Here is a 20371-nt window from a genome sequence, read left to right on the forward strand (position 1 = left end):
GTACGCCAAGAAACAGATCTATGGATGAGGGATTATAATTTCGTTCGTCCACATGTCTCTTTGGGTGGTATGAGCCCAGTAGATTATAGAATGAAAAAACAGAACACCCTTCTTGGGCTGAGTGTAGCGTAGCGGAACGAAGCCCAAGAAGGGTTAAATACATAATCAAAACAATCAGATTATGTATATTTTTAAACTGTACTAAAAATGGGAAGCCGACAAAAAGACTGCTTTAAGTAAATTTTTTAGCTATTTAGTGAATTTTATATACTTTCTTATCACAAGAAATATAATTCGATAAATAGTTTAAATGAAAATAGAAACATAGATAATTTACTAGAATTAATAGATCTATTAAAAGTAAGAACACCTACATATATTGGTAAAAATAATATTTTCTGTTAGGTTTCATTCTTAACAGGATGGTACATTAAAAGCCCAGAAACGACTATAAATTGGGAATTACTTTTAAATTTTGAAGACTGGCTATTTAACCAGAATAAGTGGGGTAAATTATCTGCCTCTTGGTATAATCTTATAAATTATTATAGCACAGATGAATACAAAGCATTAAGTTTATTTGTTAAGAAATTTGAGCAATATTTAGACTCTTAAAATAAATGGCTATTTCCTCTTACTGCGACAGCACCTTCATACCATACTCTGCTTTTCAAAAAAATCATCAATGATATTCAAATCATTCAGTTGAAAAATCCTTCCCAAAAGATGTTTTTGTGAAAAATAACGTGAGCATTTCTGCATTTGTCGACAAGTCGTAGTCTGTACGGAACACATGCGGGAGATTTTCGCCAATCACAAGAATATCATTCTCGTTGAAAACACTGATATTATCACCCACAATTAATGTCCCTAAACCTTTTACGATATAGCTGATTTGCATTTCTTCGTGTTGGTGCAACTGTTCATAGAAAGCCACACCTGTGTCTTCTTGGTAGATGAGGGCATCTTTCTCCGATTTGGGAAGTTTAAAGGGTAAAACCTCCATTTTAGGCAAATATTAACTATTTATTAAAAAAATTAGGAGATAAAGGGTAATATAGTCCCATTAACGGTTAATTATAGCAAATGGTTGGGCTCAAATTTTTACTAAATTTGTTTCTGAACAAATCAAAATTTTATAAGTCTTTATAGCATAATTTGCCCTTATGTTATTTTTTCATTACCACATGATGATAGACTTATAGGCATTTGATAACACTAAGATGCACGCTTGCTTGGTATTATGCACCAACCTTTCTACGCACGCCCCTAATCTTGTATATCATAACTAGCACTTTTCACTATGAAAAAGTTACACAAAACAATTTGTGTCATTCTGACACTTTTTTTGGGTATTATGCATTCGTTTGCCCAAGGAACGTTGGCTGAGTATAAGAAATCAATTGCTATTGATTCTTTATTCAAGAATAAAATTTATAACACTCCCAAGGTTTTTCGATGGGTCGGAAACGACTACTTCTGGTATATCAATCCGATTGCTAAAGGCAAGGAATATTGGGTATTTGATACTCAACAACAAAAGCAACATCTTGCATTTGACCACAGCCGATTGGCTACTTCGCTAAGTAAAGTGCTCGGAAAAGAAGTGTCTCCTTATCAGCTTTCTCTCGACAGTTTAGAATTCAACAAGGATTTTTCGATTTTGACATTTGTTGCTGAAAATCAAAAGATTGTCTGCAATTTAACGTCTTACCAATTTACCAAAATTAATCCAAGCCAAGCTAAATCATTGCTGAACAATAATTACTGGGGAAACTTTTTTGATGAAAGAAGCAACAAACCTGTAGTTTCTCCCGATTCAAGTTATACGGCGTTTATCAAAAATGATAATTTGTTTGTTAGAAATCGTAAAACAAAAGAAGAGATTCAGTTGAGTTATGATGGGTCGAAAGGCTTTTACTATTCATCCTATTTGCAATGGTCGCCCAATAGCCAACAAATAATGGCGTACAAAGTAAGAAATGGGGAAGACCATAAAATTTACTTTGTTGAATCAAGTCCAACTGACCAACTACAACCCAAATTGCAAAGCCGTGATTACCTCAAACCTGGCGACCAGCTGCCTTTCAAAAGTCCACAATTGTTTACGATTGCTACCAAAAAACACATTGCCATCTCAACAGAGCTTTTTCAAGAGCAATATTTTTTGGGAAGATTTGAGTGGAAAGACGACAACAGCGGATTTACTTTTGAATATAATCAAAGAGGCCACCAAGTTTACAGAGTTCTAGAAGTCAATGCCAATGACGGAAAAGTAAAGGCGTTGGTTGAAGAAACGAGTCCAACCTTCATAGAATACAGCGCCAAGAAATACAGATACGATGTGAAAAATAGCCAAGAGATTATCTGGACATCTGAGCGTGATGGCTGGAACCATTTGTATCTATATGACGCCAAAACGGGGAAAGTAAAGACTCAGATTACAAAGGGGCTTTGGCCAGTACGAAAAGTGATAAAAGTAGATGAAAAGCTACGTCAAATTTACTTTACAGCTAGTGGCTTAGACAGCGATCAAGACCCATATCTGATTCACTATTGCAGCATTGACTTTGATGGTAAAAATTTTAAACGTCTCACTACTGAAAATGGCAACCATACCTTGACTTTTTCTCCTGATTATCAAAGTTATATTGATCAATATTCAAGAGTGGATTTACCGCCTGTTACACTATTCAAAAGCGTAAAAGATGCTAAAGTAAACATTGTTTTACAACAGGCAGATATTACTGATTTGAAACAAACGGGATGGAATATGCCTGAAGTTTTTGCGGCAAAAGGCAGAGACGGTAAGACCGATATTTGGGGTGTGATTGTTCGTCCTACGTCATTTGACCCTAAACGTAGCTATCCAGTTATCGAATACATTTACGCTGGTCCACATGATTCGTTTGTTCCAAAATCATTTCAACCAAATTTCTGGGGAATGTCGGCTTTGGCTGAATTAGGCTTTATTGTGGTTCAAATTGACGGCATGGGTACATCCAATCGTTCAAAAGCTTTCCATGATGTTTGTTGGAAAAACTTGAAAGATGCAGGTTTCCCTGATCGGAAATTATGGATACAAGCAGCCGCAGCAAAATACCCTTACATCGACGCCACCAAAGTAGGAATTCATGGAACATCAGCAGGAGGGCAAAATGCTGGTGCAGCCTTGGTTTTCAACTCTGACTTTTATCAAGTGGCTGTTTCTTCATGTGGGTGTCATGACAACCGCATGGATAAAATGTGGTGGAATGAGCTTTGGATGGGATATCCAATAGGACCTCATTATGAAGCCAGTTCGAATGTAGTCAATGCTGCACAGTTGAAGGGGCATCTTATGCTAATTCTGGGTGAAGTAGATGATAACGTAGATCCTGCATCTACCATGCAATTTGCCAATGCGTTGATTAAGGCGAACAAAAACTTTGAATTAGTGACCATTCCGGGTATGGGTCACTCAGCAGGAGGGGAATTCGGCGAACGCAAGCGTAAGGATTATTTTGTACAACATTTATTAGGGGTAACGCCTCCGACGTGGGATAAAATTTACAAATAAGATATGAAGAACTTCAAAAAAATTATAACAACAGGTGTACTGACTGCTTTTGCAACCGTTGGGATTGCCCAAAACTATGTGCCCGAAACATCTCTGAGTGCTACCAAAATGAAGGTAAACTTGGCAGTTCCCGTAAAGGCACACGCCTTTAACATCGGCGATGTAACGCTAAAAGAAAGCATTTTCGCCAAAGCTATGGAGGCGGATGTAAAATACCTCAAAGAAATCGACCCCGACAGGTTACTATCGCAGTTTAGAACTAACGCTGGTCTGAAAGCCAAAGGTGAAAAGTATGGCGGTTGGGAAAATGACGGTTTGGCTGGACATACTTTGGGACATTATTTGTCAGCTTGCTCGATGTATTACGCTGGTACGAAAGATAAGTTTTTTTTAGACAGAGTAAATTATATCGTCAAAGAATTGGCTGAATGCCAAAAAGCCAGAGGCACAGGCTATGTGGGGGCGATTCCGAATGAGGATGTCATTTTTTATAAAGTTATGTTAGGAAATATCCAAACGGGAGGCTTTGGTCTCAACGGCGGTTGGGCTCCTTGGTACACCATTCATAAGGTAATGGCAGGTTTGTTAGATGCTAATCTTTATTGCAATAGCGACGAAGCTCTTCGTGTGGAAAAAGGCATGGCAGATTGGACCGACAACGTATTGAAGGGATTGAATTATGACCAAGTTCAAAAAATGCTTCGTTGCGAATATGGTGGCATGGCTGAGGCTTTGGTTAATACGTATGCACTTACAGGTGAGAAAAAATACCTTGATTTATCGGAGCGATTCCATGATAATTTTTTGATGGATTCTTTAGAAGTAAAAGTAAATGCTTTACAAGGCAAACACTCCAATACCAATATTCCTAAAGTGATTGGCTCGATAAGACGCTACGAACTTACAGGCAATAAAAAGGACTTTACCGCTGCTGATTTCCTATGGGATATTGTCATTAATCATCATACGTATGCACCTGGCGGTAATGGAAATTACGAGTATTTTGGCAGAAATGACCAGTTAAATCATGCCTTAACCGACAATACGATGGAAACCTGTGCCACTTATAATATGCTCAAATTAACCGAGCATTTATTTACGGTACAGCCCAAAGCCAATTATATGGATTATTACGAAAGAGCCTTGTACAACCATATTTTAGCTTCGCAAAACCGCAAAGATGGTATGTCATGTTATTTTATGCCTTTGCGTATGGGTACGAAAAAAGAATTTAGCGACCAGTTCAATACCTTCACTTGTTGCGTTGGCACAACGTTGGAAAGTCATGTAAAATATACCCAAGGTATTTATAATAAAGGCGTTGATGGTAGTTTGTATGTAAACTTGTTTATTCCTTCTGAACTGACTTGGCAAGAGAAAAACCTGAAAGTTTCCTTAGATACACAAATGCCTAAATCAGAATCATTTACCTTAACAATCAATACAGAAAAAAGCCAAAATTTTGCTATCAAAGTACGTAAACCGTATTGGTTAAAAGGCAATTTTATCGTTAAAATCAATAATAAAATTGAAAAAAATGTAGCTGTCAACGAAGAAGGTTATATCGTTTTGACGAAAGAATGGAAGAATAATGACAACATACAAATTTCGTTGCCTATGGGTATTCATGCCATGTCGTTACCTGATAATCAAAACCGTATGACGTTCTTTTATGGACCAATTGCCTTGGCTGGCGATTTAGGAAAAAGTGAGCCAGACCCTACCAACGGAACACCAGTTTTTGTAACCAGTGCCGCCACCGCCGATAAATGGATTAAAGTGAAAAATCTTGATAATCTTACCTTTACAAGCAGTAATACGGGTAAACCCAATGATGTAAATTTCAAACCATTCTACGAATTTACGGACGATTACTACAGTGTTTACTGGGATGTATTTACGCCTGAGAAATGGACTGTACAACAAAAGGTATATCAAGAAGAAAAACTACAAGCTAAGTTGTTGGCCGACAGAACAGTTGATGTGCTAAGAATTGGCGAAATGCAACCCGAAAGAGACCATAACCTTACAGGTGAAAATCTCCGATCGGGCGAAGACCACACGCGCAAATACACAACGGCGGATAACGGAGGCTATATCTCATTTACTTTAAAGGTAGACGAAAACCTTACGAATAATCTCATTTTGACATATTGGGGAATGGATAACCGTGGGAGAATATTTCATGTGTTGGTGGATGGTCAGAAAGTGGCAGAAGTTGATGTCAACAAGTATAAGTTGAGTCAGTTTTACGACATCAATTACACTATTCCAAAAGAACTTACACAAGGAAAGAAATCTGTAGTGGTAAAACTTCAGGCTATTCCCAATAATCAGGTAGGACCTATTTATGGTGTTCGCATCGTGAAAGAAAAATAAGCCCTTATCGAAATTATTGATGTAGCCGTTAGAAAACAATTGTCATGAAAAATTACCTGAAAAATATATTTTCTGCCTTGTTGCTTCTCCTCAACATAGGCACTTTACAAGCTCAACAAATAGCATTATCGACACCAAAAGGTGGTGATGTTAAAAAGAATGGATGGGAAAAAGAGTATTGGAGCAAAAAAGAAAATTATTCGGATGCTCCTTCGAGTCGTTTCAATACCCAAACCTTGCTTATCAAGGCTGATACATTAGGTGTCAATCGTTGGTATAAAAAAATCAATATCAAGCCTTATGCCACTTATCTTATTACAGGATACATCAAAACAGAAAACGTAATAGGTGAAAATGCCAACGCTGGTGCGGGCTTTAGATTGGGCAATTTTGCTTTTAGCAACGACCGTATCTTTAAAGGCTCTACGGCATGGACGTATGTAGAAATGAAGTTTTATTCGGGTGGTGACGACAGCGTATTGTTGGAATGTTTACTTGGAAAAAATGGAACAGCCAAAGGAAGTGTCTATTTCGACAACTTTTTTATCAAAGAATTGAGTGCCAAGGTTCTTAAACCAAGTGTCGTATTGAATATGACACAGAAAAAAGAGCCTATGTCGCCTTATTTATATGGACAGTTTATCGAGCACATGGGCAAATGTATCTATGGCGGTATTTGGGCCGAAATGCTCGAAGATAGGAAGTTTTACTATACGCCCAATGGTAAAAAATCGCCTTGGAAAGTTAATATTGATACCACAACCATTACCCAAGATAAGAGCCATAGTTTTGCTAAAAGAGCCTTGCCCGTGTTGTCGTTTTCAGGCAAAAACTTAGTCCTTTCGCAAGAAAATTTAGCGGTTTTTGCTAACAAAAATTATGAAGGAAGATTAGTTTTCAGTGCTGATAAAACGGTTAAAAAAGTAACAGTTGCTTTGGTGACAGAAACGGAACGTTCGGAAAAAAGCTTTGATGTTCCTGCAGAACCATTCCAGAAAATTCCTTTTACGCTTACGTCTAAAGCCAATACAAACAATGCTACCTTAGAAATTACTTTTACAGGCGAAGGAAAAGTGACTCTTGCCGCAGCATCTTTAATGCCCGACGACAACGTACAAGGCTATAGAAAAGATGTATTACAATTGATGAAAGAACTCAATTCGCCCATTTACAGATGGCCCGGCGGAAACTTTGTTTCGGGCTACGACTGGAAAGATGGCATTGGCGACGCAGACAAACGCCCAACTAAATACGAAAGAGCTTGGAATGGCCTGGAATACAACGATGTGGGTATTCATGAGTTTATGAATTTGTGTAAATTACTCAATACCGAAGCCTACATTGCCGTAAACACGGGCTTGGGTACAGCCGAAATGGCGGCCGAAGAAGTGGAGTATTTCAATGGAGGTATCAACACTAAAATGGGAAAATGGAGAGCCGAAAACGGACACACAGAACCTTATAAAATCAAACTTTGGGCGGTAGGAAACGAAATGTTTGGCGATTGGCAATTGGGTTATATGCCTATCGAAAAGTATGTTGTCAAACACAACGAAGTAGCAAAAGCCATGTGGAAAGTTGACCCCTCTATCGAATTGGTTGCCGTTGGTGCAGTAGGAAAATGGAATGATATGATGTACACGCACACAAGCGACAATATGACTTTTATCAGCGAACATTTTTATCGCCAAGACTGGCACGCAGGAGGTCTTTTGACGCACGTAAAGCAAATAGCTGATGCCATTAGAGAAGTAGCCGACGAACACCGCAGATGCAGAAAAGAAATAACCCAATTGAAAGGCAAAAATGTCAAAATTGCTTTAGACGAATGGAATTATTGGTATGGCCCACACGACTACGGATTGTTGGGTACTAAATTCTACCTACGTGATGCCTTGGGTATTGCGGCTGGCCTAAACGAATTTACCCGCCAATCGGATATTTACTACATGGCAAATTATGCCCAAACAGTTAATGTTATTGGTGCTATCAAAACCACCAAAACCGACGCTTGGCTCGAAGGTACAGGGCTTGTTTTAAAGCTTTACCGCAACGAGTTTGGCACAATTCCCGTGACAATCGAAGGTTCACCACAGCCTTTAGACGTAGCTGCAACGCTTACCGAAGATGGCAAATACCTTACGGTGTCGGTAATCAATGCTACGCACCAAGTTTATCCTTTGAAGTTGGCCTTCAAGCAAGGAAAGGTAGCTGCTGAAGGTACACGCTTTACAGTTTCGGGAGCTAATGATATGATTTACAACAACAAAGACGCTAAAAATAACATTAGCATCCACGAAGAAAAAGTATCTCTTATAAACAATACACTCATCGTTCCGAAAGAAAGTGCCGCTGTTTACAAGTTTGCACTTTAATTTTTGCCTGCCTTGGGTTTTTATGACTCAAGGCAGGCAATTGGTTTTTAAGAAAATGAGCAAGATATTTTTATTGATACTCCTGTTTATATTTTCGTCGATATAGGCACAAAAAAGCCCTTTGATTTGTATCGAAATGAAAGCTCAGCTTTGGTTTTAAAAGTTGGCAAGAACCAAAAACTTTATCAAGCTTTTGGCACAAATAACCTATTTGAACTTGCCATTACCGACGGTAATTCTTCTTTGGGAAAGTCATTCTAACCAAAAAAATAGATGACAAATGTAATGAAATAGTCATTCGTTTAGTGGATTAGCAATATCCTGTGCAGGTTACACTTCATTACGAAACATTTTATAGGGCTGTTTATCTCTAAAACTTAACGCATTATGCATAAACTATTTATAACTTTTGCCAGTGCTTTATTGCTGTTCCTGAATAACAATAAACTCTTGGCTCAGAAAGCAGTATATATTCCAACTTTTATTACTGAAGCAAAAATGGATTTAAACGATCCTGCTAGTCAATGGAGCTATTCTCGGAGCAAACAATCCGATAATATCATTATATTTTGGGAAGCTGGATTCGGCGCTGACCCATCTACTGCAACGGGTGTTTACAAGGTTGATATTGAGCAACTTATGGCAAATGCCGAAAAATGCTATACCTATTATATAGATTCTTTACAATTTGTTTCAAAAGGCACATCGGTTACTGATAAGTATAAATTGATGATTTTCTTATTGCATTCTACCGAATGGGCAGCTTATGGTTCTGGACAAGACGATAAAGTGGGTTCTTTGCATGTAAATCCTGCGGCTGCCAATATCAAAACGGTGGTTGCCCACGAAATAGGGCATTGTTTTCAATACATTACTGGTTGCGATACCAAAGGAGGATTTCGCTATGGATTGGGTGTGAATGGCGACGGAGGCAATGGCTTTTGGGAGCAATGTGCTCAATGGATGGCATTCAAGGTATATCCTGAGGAAAAGTTTAATGACAGAGACTTTAAGTATTATACCAAAAGTACCTACAAACATATCCTGCACGAAGACCCTCGATATTCTAATTTCTTTATCCAAGATTATTGGGCATTCAAAAGAAGACTTGATGCAATTGGCAAAATTTGGCGAGAGTCTACCAAACCCGAAGACCCAGTCGAAACTTACAAAAGGCTCTTTCAGCTTTCTCAAGAGAAGTTTAATGACGAAATATATGAACAGGCTGTTAGACTTACCACATGGGATTTGCCTGCGATTAAAAAGGATGGAGCCGCTTTTATAGATACAAGAAAGCAAACAAAAATGAACCTAGTAGATGGTTCTTGGCGAATAGATACCACTGAGTGCCTACAAAACTACGGTTACAATAGCATAAAACTTGAAGCGCCCACCACAAAAACGAAGGTTAAGGTTCAATTTAAAGGGTTGGCAGGCGAAGCAAATTATACTACGATTAACAAACCTGTAGGAGGCTGGCGATTTGGGTTTGTAGCCTTATTAAAAGACGGAACACGCGTGTACAGCAAAATGATGAAAGCAAACGTACAGCAAGATAAGAACCCAACACAAGAACTTTCTTTTACGTGTCCTGACAACTGTACCAATTTATGGCTGGTAGTTTCGGGAGCACCCCAAGCACATTCGAGACATCCTTGGGACGATAATCCTGCCAATGATGAAGAATGGCCTTACGAGATAAAGTTTACCAATACAGCCTACAAGTAATCTATATACGGTAAGCAAAGTGTGGATATGACATTCAAGAGAATGGCTCTATTCACACTGCTTACTTAAAAAATGAAAAAATTGATAGGAGCGTGTAAACCTGTTTAAAATTCTCTTTTTATGAAATATTTGGATAGATTTGTTTGTGAATACCTAACAATACCGTAAAACGCATTTTGTAAAGAATAGTAGTACTTTATGCAAATCAAAAAACATCAGAATGAGGAACCTATTCCAGACTTTGTGTTGTGGCAAAATTACAAAGATGGAGATATCGATTCATTAAGCGAATTAATGAGGCGATATTATATGTCTTTGTTGCAGTATGGAACCAAGTTTACGAAAAACAAAATGCTAATTGAGGATATCTTGCATGATTTGTTTTTAGAATTGTTGGATCGTCGCGCTTTTATTTCAAATCCTGAATCGGTGAAAAATTACCTTTTCAAAGCCTTCAGAATCAACCTGAATAAAGCCATCCATAAAAACAACCTGATGATTGGCATAAAGGAGCAAGAAGAAGACATTTTTGCAGATTTGAAAACTATCGAACATGCTATTTTGGACGAAGATTCGGAAAAAGAAATAATCGCCAAATTGAATCAGTATTTTGGGCTTTTAACAAAAAGACAGAAAGAAGCATTGCACTTAAAGTATTATGAGAGCCTGAGCCACGAAGAAATTTCGGCTGTTATGGACATCAATAAGCAATCTGTATCTAATTTACTCCAGCAAGCCATTGGTATTCTTAAAAAAAGTTGGTTTGCCTATCTCGTTCTCTTTAAGTTATTTTCCTCATAGTCAGGTATTTAATCCTGATTATTATTTTTTTAAAAATTATTTAACATTTTCTTAAAAAAATCGAGTATCTGCCCCCCATTTTTTGCTAATCTCAGTAAAAGCACGTTCATCAGACTTAATAATCCCTACATATTTGATTATTTATGAATAATTACAATGAATTTAAAGCGATAGATTTTGTAAATGATCAAGCATTTAGAGCATGGATATTCAACAAAAAGCCACCTATTTCGCATGATTTATACATTTGGCTTGAACAAAATCCAATGCTCAACAGGGAGGCCCAGATTGCAAAGCTATATTTACAGCATATTCAACAAGGGTTACCAACTATTGCAGAAACAGATTTAGAAGAAAAAATAGATGCTTTTCGCAAAGCAGCAGAAAATAGACAAAACTCAACGGAGGAAGGGGGAGAAGTAAAAAAGTTTAATTGGATAAAAATATCAGGTGTTGCGGCATCTATTGTATTGGTTTTGGGCTTGGCATTTTTCTATTTGAATAGAAATAACCCATCTTCCGACGAATTACTATCAGTACTTTCAAATGCTACAGCGACTGGAGATAATATTCAAAGAACAAATAATACCCATTCTACGATTGAAATTGTATTGCCAGATAGCTCAAAGGTATTACTCGAACCAAACAGTTCGGTGGCTTATTCAAAAACGTTTGATGGTGATATTAGAGAGGTCAATCTAACAGGTCAAGCATTTTTTGATGTTGTCAGAAATCCAGACAAACCCTTTATTGTTCATTTTAATGAGTTGGTTGTAAAGGTTTTAGGAACAAGTTTTACCATTAAAGCTTTTAAAAATGATGCTAAAATGCAGGTTTTGGTAAAAACAGGGAAAGTATCCGTATTTGCGAAAGGTGATTGGTACAAAGTAAAAACAACCTCTAACTCTGCCATTGGTGGAGTAATCATAACTGCAAATCAGCAAGTAGAATATCAAAAAGAAACGGCGCAGTTTCAAAAGACAATTGTCGAAAATCCAAATATCATCGATGTGCTGACCCAAGAAGATGATTTTGTTTTTGAGGATACGCCTTTATCAGCTGTTTTGAAAAAAATCGAACAAGCCTACGGTATAAATATCGTGGTAGATCAACATCAAATTGCCAATTGTACCATTACCGCAGAGTTGTCGAATGAGCCATTATTAGAAAAGCTCAATATCATTTGTAAACTTATTCACGCAAAGTTTGAAATGATTGATGGACAGGTGATTATGAATGTGAAAAGCTGTAATTAGCAGACCATGAATTAATAATTCAAATTACATACAAAGTACCTTTAAATAACATATTGTATTTCAATTAAAACCAATCACTCTTAACACTTTAAAACCTAAAATATGAAAACATAATGTACTCGATTTCCTTTCAAAAAATTAAAGCCTAAAGTGTTTGCCCCACGATAGACTTTAATTTGCTTCCCTTCAACAAACATTATAAACGCTAGGGTTTGGCATAAACCTGAAGGGATTATTTTGTCCAAAAGTGTTCGAAAAATTGTACAAAACATTCAAAATTATGAAAAAAAAGATAGACTTACAAAGCTTTCTGTTAAGAATTATGAGGCTGACATTGGTTCAAATTGGCATGGTAATATTGTTTACGAGTATAGGCTTTGCTCGTAAATCAAATGCTCAAGAGATTCTCAATCGGCAAGTGTCATTGCATATTGAAAATCAAGATATTAAGTCGATTTTATCGGAGGTTGAACAATTGACCTCGGTAAAATTTATGTATAGTTCAGAAATTATTCAGGTGAGAAGAAGAGTATCATTTCTAGCCAAAAACGAGAAGCTTTCGAGTGTTTTGGATAGACTTTTATCTCCCCTAAAAATCAACTATGAGGTTAGTAACAAGAAAATCTTATTGACCTCGTCTGACAAGGAAATTGAAAAACAACAGAGCTCAAATACGAGCGAACAGTTAGCACCGTTGGCATGGGAAATCACTGGTATCATCAAAAATGCCTCTGGAGAACCAATACCGAGTGTCACTATACGCGAGGAAGGCACAAACAATGGTACAGTTTCTAATGCCGATGGAAAATACACGATAAGTGTAAGGAATGGTCAATCTACCCTTTTATTTTCTATGATTGGTTATGTTTCTACACGTGTACCCGTTGGAACTCAGAAAGTAATCAATGTCTCATTGGTAGAAGACAATTTGCAGTTGGGCGAAGTAGTTGTGATTGGTTATGGTACACAAAAAAAATCTGAGATTACCACTGCTACGGCAACGGTCAAAGCAAAAGATTTTAACCAAGGGGTTGTAAGAGATGCCTCAGAATTAATTAAAGGAAAAATCGCAGGCTTGAGTATTTCCAATGGTTCAGGCGACCCACTTGCTGGTCCTTCAGTTTCCTTACGTGGGATTGCTTCGCTTCAAGGAAGTTCAGCACCTTTGATTTTGATTAATGGTGTGCCAGGCTCATTTGACAGTGTGGCTCCCAATGATATTGCTTCTGTCGACGTTTTGAAAGATGCCTCAGCTTCTGCGATTTATGGTACACGTGGCGCCAATGGTGTAATCTTGATTACCACTAAGTCGGCGGAAAAAGATATGCCCAATACGCTTTCTTATTCCTTTAATATCGCTACTTCAAGCTTTGCAAAGAAAGCGGACTTTTTAAATGCTAGCGGATTAAGAAGCTTGCTTGCCAATAATGTAAAAATGCCCTTTGTGGACGAAGGATATGCTACAGACTGGTTATCCGAAATTTCGAGAAAAGCCCTAATTGCCAATCATAACTTGAACTTCAAAGGAGGTTCGGCTAAGTCTAATTATGTTGCCAATATTAACTATGGAGACCAGCAAGGGGTATTTTTAGATTCTTACAATAAGGAGCTAAAAATTTCATTTGATATGAATCATTATATGTTTAACGATAAACTCAAATTCAATTTCAATATCGTTAGAGGTACTTATCAAACAGGTGCATTTGATGGCAATATTTACCGACAAGCATTGATTAGAAACCCAACAGCTCGCCCTAAAGATGATAATGGAGATTGGACTCAAACGCGTCGTTTCCAATATTCTAACCCTTTGGCAAGTATCGTCGAAACGGATCAAATGGGAGAATCGGCTTACACAAGAATCACGGGAGGACTAACCCTTACGTTGTTGCCTGGTTGGGTAAGTACCTTGACTGTTTCTTCGCTTAAGAATACTTCCTTCAACGGTTCTTACGAAACCAAAAAGAATATCTCGAACGTTTACGGGGGTAAAAATGGGGTAGCAACGGTATCAAACAGCAAAAATAGTTCAGACATCTTAGAAGCCACTTCAAGATATAGTAAAGCCATTGGTAAACATGACTTTAGCGTGTTAGGTGGTTATAGCTATCAATACAATGTGGCAGACGGATCATTTATCTACAATTATGATTTTCCTACAGATGCTTTCACTTACAACAATATCGGTGCAGGTAATGCTTTGAAAGATGGAACGGCTTCAATGGGTTCTTCAAAAAGCGATGATAAATTGATTGGCTTCTTTGGAAGAGCTAGTTATGGTTTTGATAACCGATTCCATCTATTAGCAAGTATCAGAAATGAAGGTTCTTCAAAATTTGGGAATAACAACAAATGGGGACTTTTCCCTGCGGTGTCGGCTGGTTGGACCATCAGCAACGAGCCTTTTATGAAAAACGTTAGAGGAGTTAACAACTTGAAGTTACGTGCGGGTTATGGCGAAACAGGGGTAATCGTTGGAGGTTCTTACTTGTCACAAACTTTGCTGAAGTATGAGGGCGATTTTTATGATAATGGTAAATGGGTTAAAGGCTTAGTGGCAGCGAGTAACCCAAACCCAGATTTACGTTGGGAAAAATCTCAGGAGGTAAACATAGGGATAGATTTCTCTTTCTTGAAAAACCGAATCAATGGTAGCATCGATTTGTACAATAAACAAACCAAAGATATGCTTTGGGAATATAGCGTGCCACAACCACCAAACTTGTATGGAACAACTTTGGCAAACGTGGGTAAAATGGAAAATAAGGGGATTGAAATTCTCTTGAATGGTAGCCCTGTAAGAACTAACTCTTTTGAGTGGAATACAAGTCTAACATTTTCGCATAATCAGAACAAATTACTTAGCCTTTCAAACGATTTATACAAAATTGAAGGAGACTTCTTAAATGTAGGTGATGCTGGAGACCCTATTTCTTTCTCGACACACCGCCTCGAAGTAGGACAACCTATCGGTAATTTTTGGGGACTCAAATCTGTTGACATCACCGATGATGGCAAATGGATTATTGAAACAGCAGACGGTACAAGAAAAACATTAACACCTGATTTGTACGGTGATGATAAAAGTAAGCAATATCTGGGTAATGGTATTCCAAGTTTTAGAGCAGGGTGGACTAACTATATCAAATACAAGAACTTTGACATTAGCGTCCAATTTAATGGAGCGTTTGGTTTCCAAATCCTTAACGGTCAACGTATGTTCTACGAAAATCCGAATATCAACTATAATATGTTGACCACGGCACAGGATAAAATTTATGGTAAAACCAAGCTGAATTATTCGCAAACTTACGTGAGCTATTACATTGAGGACGGAGATTATGTAAAAATCGATAATGCAAGCATTGGCTATAACCTGAATACCAAGAAAATTCCTTTTATCAAGTCAATGAGACTATTTGTATCTGGAACCAATCTGGCAACTTTTACCAAATACAAAGGAATAGATCCTGAAATCGCTGTGAACGATTTGAGAACACCAGGCTTCGACAACCGTGATAAATATCCGACGGTAAGAACATTTACTTTGGGCGTTAATGTTAACTTTTAAGAGAACTAACGATGAAAAATATAACTAAATTCTTTCGAGTAACTTCTATCTGCACTGGGTTATTATTGGCTGGGTGTACAAACTTAGATGAAACGGTTTATGATAAAGTCGTAGCTGAAAAAACCATTTTGTCAGCCTCTGATTTGTCAAGTATTATGGCTCCTTCATTTGCTCAATTGAGAGACGTATATTGGGGATGGAACGGTCTATTTGATGTCTATGAAGAATCCTCCGATTTGATTGTAACACCTTTCAGAAACGGCATCGGTTGGGGTGATTTGTATATTACTATGCACAAACATACTTGGGGAACTACCCTCGAACACGCTGAAGGTCTTTGGTATCAGTGTTATACGGGAGTTAACTATGTCAATAAAGCTATTTATCAAATTGAAAACCTCAAGGGGATTGACAAACCTGAAATTTACATTAATGAATTAAGAGCTTTACGTGCCATTTATTACTATTTATTGTACGATAATTTCAGAAATGTACCTATCGATACCATATTCGAGCATCCTGAGGGTTTCTTGCCTACTCAGAACACAAATCAAGAAGTTTATGCTTTTATTGAAAAAGAATTAAAAGAATCTATTCCTTCTTTAAAAGATGATAATTCGGTGGCTACCTACGGAAGAGTAACTAAATGGGCAGCCAAAATGACGCTTGCAAAACTTTATCTTAACTCTGAAGTGTATATTGGTACACCAAAATGGACTGAAGCGTTGAGCGAAGTAAATGATATTATTAATAGCAATAAGTTTAGCTTAAATCCTAACTATTTGGATGCTTTTGCTATTGCAAATGAGGCAAACCCAGAAGAAATATTCTCTATTCCGTTTGATAACAAACATCCTGGAGGAAAAGGCGCTTCTTATTATCCTTACAAAACCTTGTATGGTTTGAGTCAAAGTACGTTCAACTTAGAAGGTTCTCCATGGGGAGGTAGTGGTGGTATTCCTCAATTTATCGATACCTATGAGCCAGGAGATAGTCGTTTGAAAGATTCATGGTTAGGTGGTCCACAATACACGAAGGCAGGTGCCCCAATTATGGACAATGGCAAGCAGTTCGAATACATCAATTATATGTCAGAAGTGGATGGTACGGAGTATAATGAAGGTTATAGAATGGTAAAATATGAAATCGGAGAGAAAAATATCTCGAATACTTCAAACGATGTACCTTTTTATCGCTACGCTGATGCCTTGATGATTAAAGCTGAGTGCTTGTTGAGAACAGGAAAAGCCGATGAAGCTGCTGCTCTTGTAAGTCAAGTTCGTGCTAGAGCTTTCAAAACCAACCCAACAAAAGCTACAGTAACTGGCGCTAAGTTGGCAGGTGGAAGTGCCTATAAATATGGCGAATATTCTTATGGAAAAATCACCAAACTTGAAGGTGGCGCTGACATTAAATACGGAGGAATGCTTGATGAGTTAGCTTGGGAATTTGTAGGCGAACACCACAGAAAGCAAGATTTAATCCGTTTTGGAGTGTATACCACAAAATCATGGTTCTCGCACAAACCAAACGGGGCATTTAGAGCCTTGTTTCCGATACCACAAAGCCAGATGAATGCCAATAAAAACTTAAAGCAAAACCCTGGCTATAATTGAGTAATCGTGCAAAATAAGATTTAAGTTATGTGTTGAGGCACTAGGCAACAGGCACAAGGCAAAGAGTGTTAAAATATTTTTTAGTAACGATAGATATGTTTTGCCGAATGCCCATACCTGAAAGCCGAAAGCTAAATAATCAATCTGATATTTTTCAAGATATAACATTGATTATCAAAGCCTAAAATGGAAAGTTGTGTCTCCGAAGAGAGATAGCTTTCCATTTTTGATATATGATTCTTTCCCCAAACTTAAATGATTTCAAGTGTTAGATTGACAGTTAATTAATAAGAGTAATATTCACATTCAACAGTTTTATTATGCATAAGTTATTAATAGGTTTGCTCGTACTTTGTAGTTTGGTTGTGCAAGGGCAAAAAAAGAAAAACGCAGGGTATCCTATTGCACCTGTGCCATTCACTTCTGTGAAAGTGACGGATGCTTTTTGGGGGCAACGCCTCAAAGCTAGCCGTGAAGTAACCATTCCTTTGGCATTTAGTAAATGTGAAGAAACGGGTCGTTACAAAAATTTTCAGATGGCCGCCAAGCCTAGCGAGTTTAATAAAGTAGAGGGCTTTACCTTCGACGATACGGATGTGTATAAAACCATCGAAGGGGCTAGTTATTTAATGCAAACCTATCCCAACAAAAAGTTAGATAAATACATCGATAGCGTATTGGCGATTGTTGCAAAAGCCCAAGAGCCTGATGGCTATCTTTACACATTTCGCACCATGAATCCCAAACATCCTCATGAATGGGCGGGCTCAAAACGTTGGGAAAAGGAAGAAGATTTAAGCCATGAATTGTATAACCTCGGACACATGATTGAGGGGGCTATTGCTCATTATCAGGCTACAGGCAAAAGAAACTTTTTGGATATAGCTATCAAATATGCCGACTGTGCGGTACGTGAAGTAGGGGACAAACCGGGGCAAATGATGGTAGTGTCAGGTCACCAGATTGCTGAAATGGCTTTGTCTAAATTATATCTTGTTACGGGCAATATCAACTATCTCAATCTAGCTAAGTTGTTGTTAGACAAAAGAGGGCATACCTTGGTGAAAGAAGAATACAGCCAATCGCATAAACCTGTTTTAGAGCAAGATGAGGCCGTTGGGCACGCGGTTCGTGCAGCTTATATGTACTCTGGTATGGCAGACGTGGCAGCGCTTACTGGCGACAAAGGGTATATCGAAGCAATCGACCGAATTTGGGATAATATTGTTAGCAAAAAACTATACATTACAGGCGGTATCGGTGCTACAAATCACGGCGAAGCATTTGGTCACAACCACGAATTACCAAATATGTCGGCATATTGCGAAACCTGTGCGGCGATTGGCAATGTGTATTTAAATCATCGTTTGTTCTTGCTCCACGGCGATGCCAAATATTATGATGTTCTAGAGCGCTCACTTTATAATGGGCTAATTTCTGGTGTATCCTTAGACGGCGGTGGGTTCTTTTACCCTAATCCACTTGAGTCTGTCGGACAACACCAACGTCAGCCTTGGTTTGGTTGTGCATGTTGCCCATCTAATATCTGTCGTTTTATTCCCTCAGTTCCGGGTTATGTGTATGCTGTTCGCGATAATGATTTGTATGTTAACTTATTTATGGCAAATAGTGCTGCCATTAGTGTCGATGGCAAAACCGTACAACTCAAACAAAGTACGGGTTATCCATGGAAAGGCGATATTAATTTGGAAGTATCGCCTGCCAAACAACAAGAGTTTACCCTAAAACTTCGTGTGCCAGGTTGGGTACAAGGAAGTGTTGCAGCCAGTAATTTGTATAGTTATGCCGACAAAAAGGCATTGAGTTATGCCATTAAAGTAAATGGTGAAGTAGTTACTAGTACACTCGAAAAAGGGTATTTTAGCATAAATCGTATCTGGAAAAAGGGTGACCAAGTAGAAGTACATTTCGATATGCAGCCACGTATGGTAAAAGCCAATGAAGTTGTTGAAGCTGACCGCGGCAAGGTAGCTATCGAGCGTGGTCCTATTGTCTATTGCGCTGAATGGGCAGATAATGATTTCAATATTTTTAGTGTGATTTTTAATAAAAAATCATCCTTTGAAGTACAAGAAAATCAAGATTTGCTTTACGGTATTAACTCAATTCAGACACAAGCTCAAGCATTGAGCTACGCAGGTGATGGTAAGTTGATTACAAAAGAGGTAAAGCTCAAACTGATACCTTATTATGCTTGGGCGCACCGTGGAAGTGGCGACATGGCGGTATGGTTATCGACCGATTTGGGCGTTGTACGTCCTGCCATGCCTCCGACAGTTGCATCTGAAAGTAAAATTGGAGCGTCTCACAATGCCAAAAATATCAAGGCTATCAGCGATGGTTTGTTACCCAAAGATGCCAACGACCGTACCATTCCTTATTATCATTGGTGGCCAAAAGAAGGTTCAAAGGAATGGCTTACGTATGAGTTTGATTCCGAAAAAACAGTAAGCAGCACTACCGTTTATTGGTTTGATGATAAGCCGTGGGGCGGTTGTAAAGTGCCTGAAAACTGGACTGTGTATTACAAAGACAAAGCTGGAGAATGGAAACCTGTAGAAACAACCACAAGTTACGGGGTTGAAAAAGGAACAGCCAACGAAGTTCGTTTTAAGCCAGTAGTAACCACAGCCATTAAACTTGAAGTAAAATTAGCCGAAAAAAATGCTGCAGGTATTTATGAATGGATTGTTGAATAGCCTTGAGAAGGAGGTTATTTAAAAGAATTCCATTTCCTGATGACTTAAAATCAACGCAAGGATATGTTCTAAAAGGAGCATATCCTTGTTTATTTTTGAATCGCACGCTGACTGATCGCTCAGATTCTAAAGTAAGCTTTTTTTGTTTTGATCTATACAAGCAAAAGTCAAGAAAATCACATCAAATAAGACTTTTAATTACTCCTCTCGCACTCGTCAAAAATTTTCGTCCCAGTTGCGGTAGAGTTGGAAAGTATAGTATGAGTCTAGGAAACTACAGAGTAAAAACCTGCTCAAAATACATCGAAATTCCCCATTTTTTAGGTAAAGATGTACAGAGGATATTTTAGGATTCATCTTAAAAGC

General features: G+C 38.0%; 11 protein-coding genes. 10 read left to right on the forward strand and 1 reads right to left on the reverse strand.

The window, feature by feature from the left end; translation table 11 throughout:
• Positions 1-132, forward strand: a 132-nt coding sequence (locus QM481_RS24950; RefSeq protein WP_374760926.1) for an integrase core domain-containing protein, incomplete at its 5' end; no start/stop codon positions are given.
• Positions 133-697: 565 nt separating this feature from the next.
• Here the strand turns inward: QM481_RS24950 and QM481_RS23880 are convergent.
• The gene (locus QM481_RS23880; RefSeq protein ID WP_283383638.1) at positions 698-1006 is read right to left on the reverse strand and encodes an AraC family ligand binding domain-containing protein; all 309 of its coding nucleotides are present in this window, start codon (positions 1004-1006) and stop codon (positions 698-700) included.
• A 297-nt stretch (positions 1007-1303) separates the two neighbouring features.
• Here QM481_RS23880 and QM481_RS23885 point away from each other — a divergent pair, with 297 nt between their 5' ends.
• The 9 genes from QM481_RS23885 (at position 1304) to QM481_RS23925 (ending at position 20005) form a co-directional block, all read left to right on the forward strand.
• On the forward strand, positions 1304-3559 hold the full coding sequence (locus tag QM481_RS23885; RefSeq protein WP_283383639.1) for a S9 family peptidase: 2256 nt from the start codon (positions 1304-1306) through the stop codon (positions 3557-3559).
• 3 nt (positions 3560-3562) lie between these two features.
• Positions 3563-5938: a glycoside hydrolase family 127 protein gene (locus QM481_RS23890; RefSeq protein WP_283383640.1), complete on the forward strand. Its 2376-nt coding sequence runs from the start codon at positions 3563-3565 to the stop codon at positions 5936-5938.
• 44 nt (positions 5939-5982) lie between these two features.
• Positions 5983-8313 carry an alpha-L-arabinofuranosidase family protein gene (locus QM481_RS23895; RefSeq protein WP_283383641.1) on the forward strand — a complete coding sequence of 777 codons (2331 nt, stop codon included), beginning with the start codon at positions 5983-5985 and terminating at the stop codon, positions 8311-8313.
• A 387-nt stretch (positions 8314-8700) separates the two neighbouring features.
• Complete coding sequence (locus QM481_RS23900) at positions 8701-10041, forward strand: DUF6055 domain-containing protein (protein WP_283383642.1); 1341 nt, start codon at positions 8701-8703, stop codon at positions 10039-10041.
• Between the two features lie 198 nt (positions 10042-10239).
• Entirely contained in the window at positions 10240-10842 is a 603-nt protein-coding gene (locus QM481_RS23905) for an RNA polymerase sigma factor (RefSeq protein ID WP_283383643.1), read from the forward strand.
• A gap of 143 nt (positions 10843-10985) precedes the next feature.
• Positions 10986-12098 (forward strand): FecR family protein, encoded by a 1113-nt coding sequence (locus QM481_RS23910; RefSeq protein ID WP_283383644.1) that lies wholly within the window; start codon positions 10986-10988, stop codon positions 12096-12098.
• 280 nt (positions 12099-12378) lie between these two features.
• Positions 12379-15669, forward strand: coding sequence for a SusC/RagA family TonB-linked outer membrane protein (locus QM481_RS23915; protein WP_283383645.1), 3291 nt, complete (start codon positions 12379-12381; stop codon positions 15667-15669).
• Between the two features lie 11 nt (positions 15670-15680).
• On the forward strand, positions 15681-17285 hold the full coding sequence (locus tag QM481_RS23920) for a RagB/SusD family nutrient uptake outer membrane protein (RefSeq protein ID WP_283383646.1): 1605 nt from the start codon (positions 15681-15683) through the stop codon (positions 17283-17285).
• A gap of 320 nt (positions 17286-17605) precedes the next feature.
• The gene (locus tag QM481_RS23925; RefSeq protein WP_283383647.1) at positions 17606-20005 is read left to right on the forward strand and encodes a glycoside hydrolase family 127 protein; all 2400 of its coding nucleotides are present in this window, start codon (positions 17606-17608) and stop codon (positions 20003-20005) included.
• The last annotated feature ends 366 nt before the right edge of the window (positions 20006-20371 follow it).

This window comes from Flectobacillus rivi, assembly GCF_030056655.1.
GTDB classification, from domain to species: Bacteria; Bacteroidota; Bacteroidia; order Cytophagales; family Spirosomataceae; genus Flectobacillus; species Flectobacillus rivi.